The 7,056-nt window shown below is 35.9% G+C and carries 13 protein-coding genes; 4 read left to right on the top strand and 9 right to left on the bottom strand.

All coding sequences use genetic code 11. From position 1 onward, the window contains the following. The 8 genes from ACFIK8_RS07755 to ACFIK8_RS07720 all read right to left on the bottom strand — a co-directional run. On the bottom strand, window positions 1-288 hold a 288-nt coding region (locus ACFIK8_RS07755; RefSeq protein WP_375669117.1), incomplete at its 3' end, for a YqaJ viral recombinase family protein. A gap of 1 nt (window position 289) precedes the next feature. Beyond that, window positions 290-1,159: an ERF family protein gene (locus tag ACFIK8_RS07750; RefSeq protein WP_375669116.1), complete on the bottom strand. Its 870-nt coding sequence runs from the start codon at window positions 1,157-1,159 to the stop codon at window positions 290-292. A gap of 75 nt (window positions 1,160-1,234) precedes the next feature. Further along, on the bottom strand, window positions 1,235-1,804 hold the full coding sequence (locus tag ACFIK8_RS07745) for a hypothetical protein (RefSeq protein WP_375669115.1): 570 nt from the start codon (window positions 1,802-1,804) through the stop codon (window positions 1,235-1,237). A 14-nt stretch (window positions 1,805-1,818) separates the two neighbouring features. Next, window positions 1,819-2,136, bottom strand: coding sequence for a hypothetical protein (locus ACFIK8_RS07740; protein ID WP_156850804.1), 318 nt, complete (start codon window positions 2,134-2,136; stop codon window positions 1,819-1,821). 12 nt (window positions 2,137-2,148) lie between these two features. After that, window positions 2,149-2,892: a Rha family transcriptional regulator gene (locus ACFIK8_RS07735; protein ID WP_375669114.1), complete on the bottom strand. Its 744-nt coding sequence runs from the start codon at window positions 2,890-2,892 to the stop codon at window positions 2,149-2,151. A 14-nt stretch (window positions 2,893-2,906) separates the two neighbouring features. Continuing rightward, window positions 2,907-3,269, bottom strand: a complete 363-nt coding sequence (locus ACFIK8_RS07730) for an antA/AntB antirepressor family protein (protein ID WP_375669113.1) — start codon at window positions 3,267-3,269, stop codon at window positions 2,907-2,909. Window positions 3,270-3,332: 63 nt separating this feature from the next. After that, window positions 3,333-3,707: a hypothetical protein gene (locus ACFIK8_RS07725; RefSeq protein ID WP_375669112.1), complete on the bottom strand. Its 375-nt coding sequence runs from the start codon at window positions 3,705-3,707 to the stop codon at window positions 3,333-3,335. A 210-nt stretch (window positions 3,708-3,917) separates the two neighbouring features. Beyond that, on the bottom strand, window positions 3,918-4,217 hold the full coding sequence (locus ACFIK8_RS07720) for a helix-turn-helix domain-containing protein (protein WP_015856266.1): 300 nt from the start codon (window positions 4,215-4,217) through the stop codon (window positions 3,918-3,920). Between the two features lie 92 nt (window positions 4,218-4,309). Here ACFIK8_RS07720 and ACFIK8_RS07715 point away from each other — a divergent pair, with 92 nt between their 5' ends. Both ACFIK8_RS07715 and ACFIK8_RS07710 read left to right on the top strand, forming a co-directional pair. Next, complete coding sequence (locus tag ACFIK8_RS07715) at window positions 4,310-4,645, top strand: helix-turn-helix domain-containing protein (protein ID WP_375669111.1); 336 nt, start codon at window positions 4,310-4,312, stop codon at window positions 4,643-4,645. Window positions 4,646-4,657: 12 nt separating this feature from the next. Next, complete coding sequence (locus ACFIK8_RS07710; RefSeq protein ID WP_375669110.1) at window positions 4,658-5,110, top strand: hypothetical protein; 453 nt, start codon at window positions 4,658-4,660, stop codon at window positions 5,108-5,110. Between the two features lie 11 nt (window positions 5,111-5,121). Here ACFIK8_RS07710 and ACFIK8_RS07705 read toward each other — a convergent pair whose 3' ends face one another. Beyond that, window positions 5,122-5,994, bottom strand: coding sequence for a hypothetical protein (locus tag ACFIK8_RS07705; protein WP_375659570.1), 873 nt, complete (start codon window positions 5,992-5,994; stop codon window positions 5,122-5,124). Between the two features lie 32 nt (window positions 5,995-6,026). Between ACFIK8_RS07705 and ACFIK8_RS07700 the strand changes: the two genes are divergently transcribed. Continuing rightward, a complete protein-coding gene (locus ACFIK8_RS07700; protein ID WP_006926482.1) occupies window positions 6,027-6,356 on the top strand; it encodes a dATP/dGTP diphosphohydrolase domain-containing protein in 330 nt (109 codons plus the stop codon). After that, the gene (locus ACFIK8_RS07695) at window positions 6,353-6,784 is read left to right on the top strand and encodes a hypothetical protein (RefSeq protein ID WP_375659569.1); all 432 of its coding nucleotides are present in this window, start codon (window positions 6,353-6,355) and stop codon (window positions 6,782-6,784) included. Before ACFIK8_RS07700 ends, ACFIK8_RS07695 begins: the two co-directional genes overlap by 4 nt. Window positions 6,785-7,056: the final 272 nt, after the last annotated feature.

Genomic DNA, 7,056 nt, shown 5'->3' with positions numbered 1-7,056 from the left:
TTCTATTGTGGGGTGTTGGATAAAGCCGCACTTTGTTATATCGGCATCATAAATGAAGCCATATTCTCTCAAGGCATTATCTTCATGTTCGATACCCCATCTCATATCTTCAGTTTCATAATAGGGGCTTGTTTCTCTTGTTAAGCGCTCTGTTATGAGTTTGATTTTGTAGTCTTCATATTTGCTCGTAGGTAATCCTTTTGTAGTTTTACTGAGTACGCTGTAAATGTTTGATGCGGTGACTTTACCCAAGCGCGCTTGGAACCATTCTGCTGTTCTTTGTTCCATATCACACCGCCGTTCTTTGTTCTTGTGATGCATATTCGATATCTTGGACGTGAATATATTCGGCATCTTGTATAGGAACGTATGTTTTCTCTTGTGGTGGGAGATATTCTAGTGCGCCTTCTCTTTGAATTCTTGGCTTGCTTTCTAATATTTTCAAAACGTCGTCTGCTGTTTCACAAGACATATCTGTTAGCTTTTCTACTTTTGCATAAGAGAGAAGCTTATTTTTATCCGATTCTGTTTGTTCGATTAATTCTTCGATTTGCTTTATCTGTTTAGAGGAAACTTTTTGATTATTTGTATCGTCTTCTTTGGCTTGCGTTTGACCATCTGTATCGTCTTCTTTACTTGCTACATTAAGAAGCATGCCTAACAGGTATCTCCGTGCGTAGGTAATTGTGGAACCAACTGATTGTATGTTATTTTTAGAGCCTGCATTGTCAATTGGAAATGTTCCTTCTGTTGAGATTTGATTGCCTGAAGGATGAGACAGAGTTATTTCTATGGTAATGTTTTTTTCTGTTTGATTTTTAATACGAGCAAACAAAGCAAAGTTGTATGTTGCAAGCCCTTCCTTTACAGCATCAATGTACTGATCAAGCGTAGCGTATTTGCTTTTTGTATGTTTATTAATGGCGTTTTGTTCGATATCTTTGTATTCCATTTGCATAGCAGAAAGATCACGGACAAAGTTTTGGCGCTCTTGTCGTTTTATCTCTTGTTCTCGCAATTCAAGAAGACGCTTGAGACGATCCAGATCAACATCATTGTCTAAAGCTCTTTCTAAAATAAGCTCCATAGCTGTAGGTTTGTTTTCACAATTGTTCGTTGTTTCCACTAATTCCGTTTGTGTGGTACTTAGTTCACTCATCTTGATTTCCTCCTATTTGAGCGCAATTCTCCCGTGGCGTGAATCACGCTTGTGTTAAAATCTTTGTTTTTGTTGCTAGAAACGGCTTATGTAGCTTATATCGCTTGCTAAATAGTCACTTTCGCAGATGTTTGAATTGCGTCCACGAATTTCAAGATTACCAGAAATATTTACATTATCGAAAATATATACTCCATCTAGAATTTTCATATTTCCGGAAATGTGCGCTTTATCACTTAAATAAGCATCTCCATAGACACGGGCATTGCCATAAACATGGCCCAAAACTCGAGCCTCACCATAAATTTGTGCATTGCCGTAAATTTGCGCATCATATTCAACATATGCTTCACCGCAAACTTTTGCATTTTCATAAATACGCGCCCTGCCTGTAATTTTTGCGCGTTCAAATACTTGTGCATTGCCGAAAATCTTAGCGTCACCATAAACCATAGCTTTATGCCAAACCCAACAATCGCCTTCATGCGATAGGTTGTCTTCTTTTTGTATATAGCCGCCTAAGTAACCTTTTTTAATATTTCTAAAATCTCTTAATGCACGTATGCGATAAAGTTTTTTACTTTTATCGGCTCTTGCATCATAAAATTCTTTTATTTCATCAGTCAGTTCGTATTTCTTTTCCATGGTTTATTGCCCCCCTACCTTAAGATAGCATCACTTCCATAAAATGCTGTTTTGCCAGCTACTATGGCATTACCACCAACTTTTGCGTTATTATAAACTTCGGCATCATCATAAACCTTAGCATTTTCATAAACTTTGGCATTTTCATAAACCCATGCCTCACCACCAACCCAGCAATTGTCATCATGGCTAAGATTTCTTTCACTCTCTACCCAGCCACCAAGATCACCTTTTTTAACATCTCCAAAGTCTTTTAATGCACGGATACGGTAAAGCGTTATTCTATCAACTTTAATTGTCTCATCAGTCAATTCGTATTTCTTTTTTATCATAATAACCTCCTCTTAATGCATGGTTTGTCTTTTAAGCTCTTGAGACAGCACACCAATTCCTTTTGCTGTGATTTTTGCGCAAGGAATTACTTTTTCTATTCCACTTGCGGTTTGAAGTGTGATGGTTGGACAATCCATAAGTTTCTTTTGGATTTTGTCTTGGTAAGGAAGCAAATTTCCACCTGCTACTCGTCTGTAAACCCAACCTTTTTTCTGTAAGAAGAGAATGAACTGTTTTGGTTGCATCTCGAGTATTTTAGCGGCTTCTGTAAGACCGAAGAGTCCGTCATGACGTTGTAAGCTTTCAAGAGCCATGGCTTTAGGTGTTAAATCTTCAATGATGGTGTCTTTTTGATCTATTTGACCTTGTAGGTAATTCAAAAAGCCAATCATAGCCTTTGGACTTGAGTAGTCGATTTGTGGTGTTACTGCTTGCTTTTCCAATTCTTGCCAACGGTCTATAATCCTAGCACGTAATGTCATACTGTAACCCGAAACTAAAATGAGGCATTCACGTTTAGGAAGGTTGTAACAAGGGAGAGTGCGACCAGTTGAATCTTTGTAAAAACCTACAAATTCACTCAGCCCAAATTTGGGCTCAGTACTTTTAGAGTGCAACTCTTCAAGCATTTGCTTAATATCACGCATAACGTGTTTATGTTGTTTACTACACAATTCTGCAATTTCACGACTAGACATGGTTGGAACAGTTGTGTTTTGAAAATTGTTTTCAGGTATTGTAATAAAGTTTCGCATCCTCACCCCCTTAATTAAGAAAAACATAAGTTTTGGTATAATATTCTGCCATAGTTTCTATGACGTTCTGCTTGAGCAATTTTCCTTGCTGCGTGAATTTTGAAATAATGATTATCGGTTTTATCTGTTTCTATTTCAGATTTTGGACAAATCTTCTGTCTGTTCCATTCTTGTTTTGTAAAAACAAAATCCATGCCTTCTTTTAGATCAAGCTTTTCAACACAATCATTAAACCAAGTGGAAAAATCTTGTTTCAAATGTAAGTACCTATGCATTACATGGGCATTGACCATTTGGACATAACCGATTTTGTTGTCTACCTCGTTTTCAGGCGTGAGATATCCTTCACTATCTTTATTAGTGTCATGTGTGTTCATGAGTTTACTCTAATCAATTATTGATGGGAAAAAGGGGGCGCTTTTAAATGCGCCCTTCAGAATTTAAAGCACATCACATGGGCGCAAACGGTGTTGTTGTTCATAGGTACCGTACATTGCATCATTATATTTTTCTTTTGCTAAATCAGATAAAAGATCGTGGTAAGCATCACTTTCACGTACAAAGTAATGAACCTTACTATCCTCATGGAGATGTTCGATATTTGCTTCTACATATGCGTCTGCAATCTCTTCAGAAATATCTTCACAATTATTCTCAGAAGGATTTATACGAAAGATTTGGATTGCATCATCTACCTCATCAACAATGCTTAGAATTTGGCTTGCATCAAGTGGTCCAGACTCTGCAATGTGTTGATCTTTATCGTAGGCAACTAATAAAATTTCATTGGAATTTATAAGAATTGGATTTTCCATAATTTCTCCTCCCTAACGCCTCTTGGCAATTGTTTGTGCGTGGTTTATGAGATGTTTATACCATTATGGTAATATTGAGTCAATACCAAAATGGTTATTTTTTTTATTTTATATTTGGAAGGGGTGAAATAATGGATAAAAATCTATTGATTGATGAAAAAATATTAGCGTTTTGGAAAAAATTAACAGAGGATGAAAAAAAGAAATTTATTATTTCTTTTCTTGATAAAATGAAGAAAGAAGATCAAGAAGTTTAACTTTGTTATCATAACTTAGATGTTCGAGCATATCTTCTATTTGTGCATCTAAGTTATTTGTCTCCTGTTCTGAAAACATCAATTGTTTAGGGGTAACGGATAAGTGAGGTGCTAAACGTATAGCCCATTCTTTTGTTAATTTCCGATGACCATTTTCTAAGCGAAAAATCTGTGGTTGACTCGTACCTGCTAATTCAGCTAACTTTTTAGAGCTTAAGCCCATTTTCTCTCTGAAAAATTTTAAGTTATTCATGATTCTTATCCTATAAAAAAAATTTTATCTTTCAAATACCAATACGGTAAAAATCTCTTGCATTAAAAATACCACTATGGTATGATTTGGGAATGTTTAAGCTAAAATCATATTTATTGAAGAATAATATTACTTACGCTGAGTTTGCAGCCTCTATAGGTGTTACACAGACATCAATAGCGCGTTACATAAATAAGAAGAGATTTCCTCAGCCTAGGATAATAAAGCAAATAGCAAAGATTACGGATAATTATGTAAGTCCTAGTGATTGGTATCAAGAAAATTTTACTACTGCAATACAAAAAAAAGCAACGCCTTCTTTTGTCAAGGGTTCCACTGTTTGCATGAAGCCATGTGAACATAATGAAATGACGAAGCCCCAATATGAAGAAAATAACAAACATCAACAGCACCATTCACACTCTTAAAGAAGAAAGATCATGAGAAACGGAATATTGAAGAAGATCTACACACGGATTTGTAGATTAATAGGTTGTAATACGAAAATTGAGAATGGAGATAAGTTTGTGAAAGAATTCATACAAATACCATATCGTGACTGTAGCGTAGAAGATCTTGTGAAACGACACGAAACTCACACAACAATTCTTAAAAAACGAGAAGAATGGCATAAGTCAAAATTTGATAGTTGGATGAAATGGCATGAAGCCACTCTTGCAGAGCGAGATAAGTCAATTGAACAACAGCAAGTAGTACTTGAAAACCTATCCACTTTAATTAAGCAAAAAAATAAAACGCTGCATAAACAAAGATTAAAATTGGATTTACAGATGAGAGTTATTGATGAATTAAATAATAAAATCAATTATTTAATCAACAAAAAAGAAGAACCCAGATTGACGGATTTTGTTTTTGCAGGAGAAGTTTTTTAATTCTGGTGTCATTAATCCCAAAAATGAGGGTCGTTAATTAAAAGCGGATCTTTGGGATTAACTTCATAATAAGTCTCTTTTAAACGTGGATATGAAGCCCAAAAATGAACGGTGAATGTTTCCTCTGGATTAACAATTGAAGTGTGTTCAAGTGTAAAATTTGCAATGTTGCGAGAATTAGGCTTACGGCAGGTAATCATGAAATCTAAAAAAGTACAGCGTTTAGCGGATATAATAAAAAAATTTAAAGCATACTCTGATGAAGCATTTGATTTTATATTTTCGGGACATAACGCAATGAGTTTGGGCGTTGTCCTTTTAATAACGAGGTGCCCCTCCGAAGACTCAAATTTCCATTGAGTAAAAGGACAAGCGTTTTTAACAAACTTAAAGGGACTGTTTTTCGATATGCGTATATTCTTTATCATCATATCTTGTGTCGTAAGATTTTTAATGCACAGCTTTACCTTAACATGGGGAGTACCTTTATATTCTTGTGGGAGGAATATTGCCTTCAATTTTAAATATGGTCCCAAATCCCGTGCTTTTTTATCTTCTAATAGAATAGCTGTCTGGATTTCTGATGCTATAGTTTGTCGTTGGAAGATTTTAAGTTGTTTTTTTAAGCTTCGTTGTTGCACAAAAAGTGTCACCATTCCAGTAACTATCGTAGCAATGATAGGAGCAATCGTAAGATTATCACTTATCCAGTGCAGCAAAAATACAGCACTATCATTTATCCGGTGCAATAAAAATACAACCTTATCAACTACCCATTCTTGCATCATAACTCCCCCCACTTTTTTAGAATCGTTGGGAGGATACTTTTTCATAAACATTTTTTCAAGACAAGCAATCACAACACGCTCTGTCATAGCACACATATAAATACGTAGAGCCTTAAGGGGGGACAATCATGGTTTTTAAAGCACATAAGAATGACATTGGTAAACCGCGTGTTGATCTTATTCCACCGTTGACACTGATTGAAATCGGTAGAGTTTTAGAGCTTGGAGCAAACAAATACGGTGCAAGCAATTGGCGTCATGGCATGAATTGGAGCCGTTTGTATGGAGCTTCTTTACGTCATTTATTAGCATGGTTTGGTGGAGAGAATAAGGATGGCGAGAGTAATTTATCACACTTGGCACATGCGGCTTGTTGCATTCTTTTTTTAATGGAATGCGAGGCAAAACGGATTGGCCGAGATGACCGCCCTAAAAGCAAAGAATGGAGATCAGAATGAGTTCGAATGAGATTTTAATAGCGGGCTTGGTAGTTTTGGGAGCTTTGCTTGTATGCGGAGCGATGTTGCGTGTTGCATTTTATTATCGCAACAAAGTCAAAGTTCTTAAAGAGCAGGTCTTGACTTTAAAAAGCAGCATAAAAACTCTTGATGAAGAATACGCGTGGTCAAGAAGTGCATCTTCAAAGGACGTGGCAAAGAGAACTAGTGATCTGAATATTGCAATTAAAGAACGCGATAGAGCGATAAAAGAACTACAACAAAGGACTGAAGAACATGAAAAGGCGTTCAAAGATGTAAGTGAAGTAGTGATGGCACTAAAAGCAGATGTTCAATCACGTGACGAGGAAATTGAAAGACTAAAACAAGAGCTTAAGCAGCGTGAAGGTGCAGTAAAAACGCCGCCTCATAAGAAGAAAAGAAAGTGAGGGAAAAAAGATGAGTGTGACAGCGATAGCTTTGGGTATTGCATTTGTGATCTTTGATTTACTTATAATCTCCTTTGTTGTCTCGGAAATATTAGACAAAAAGAACGATAAACTCCGTGAGATCATTTCGAAAAAACATAAAATTTTACACGATTTGAAAATCCATATCTTCAAGAATGGGGTGGGAACATGAATCTAGGTGAATTAGTACTCTACTTATTCATATCAATAAATGCAGTGTTTTTTATTGCAATGATGGTTTTTATACTTTT

It is taken from the genome of Bartonella sp. MR168JLCBS (genome assembly GCF_042194175.1).
This window is presented reverse-complemented; position numbering and strand designations above follow the sequence as displayed.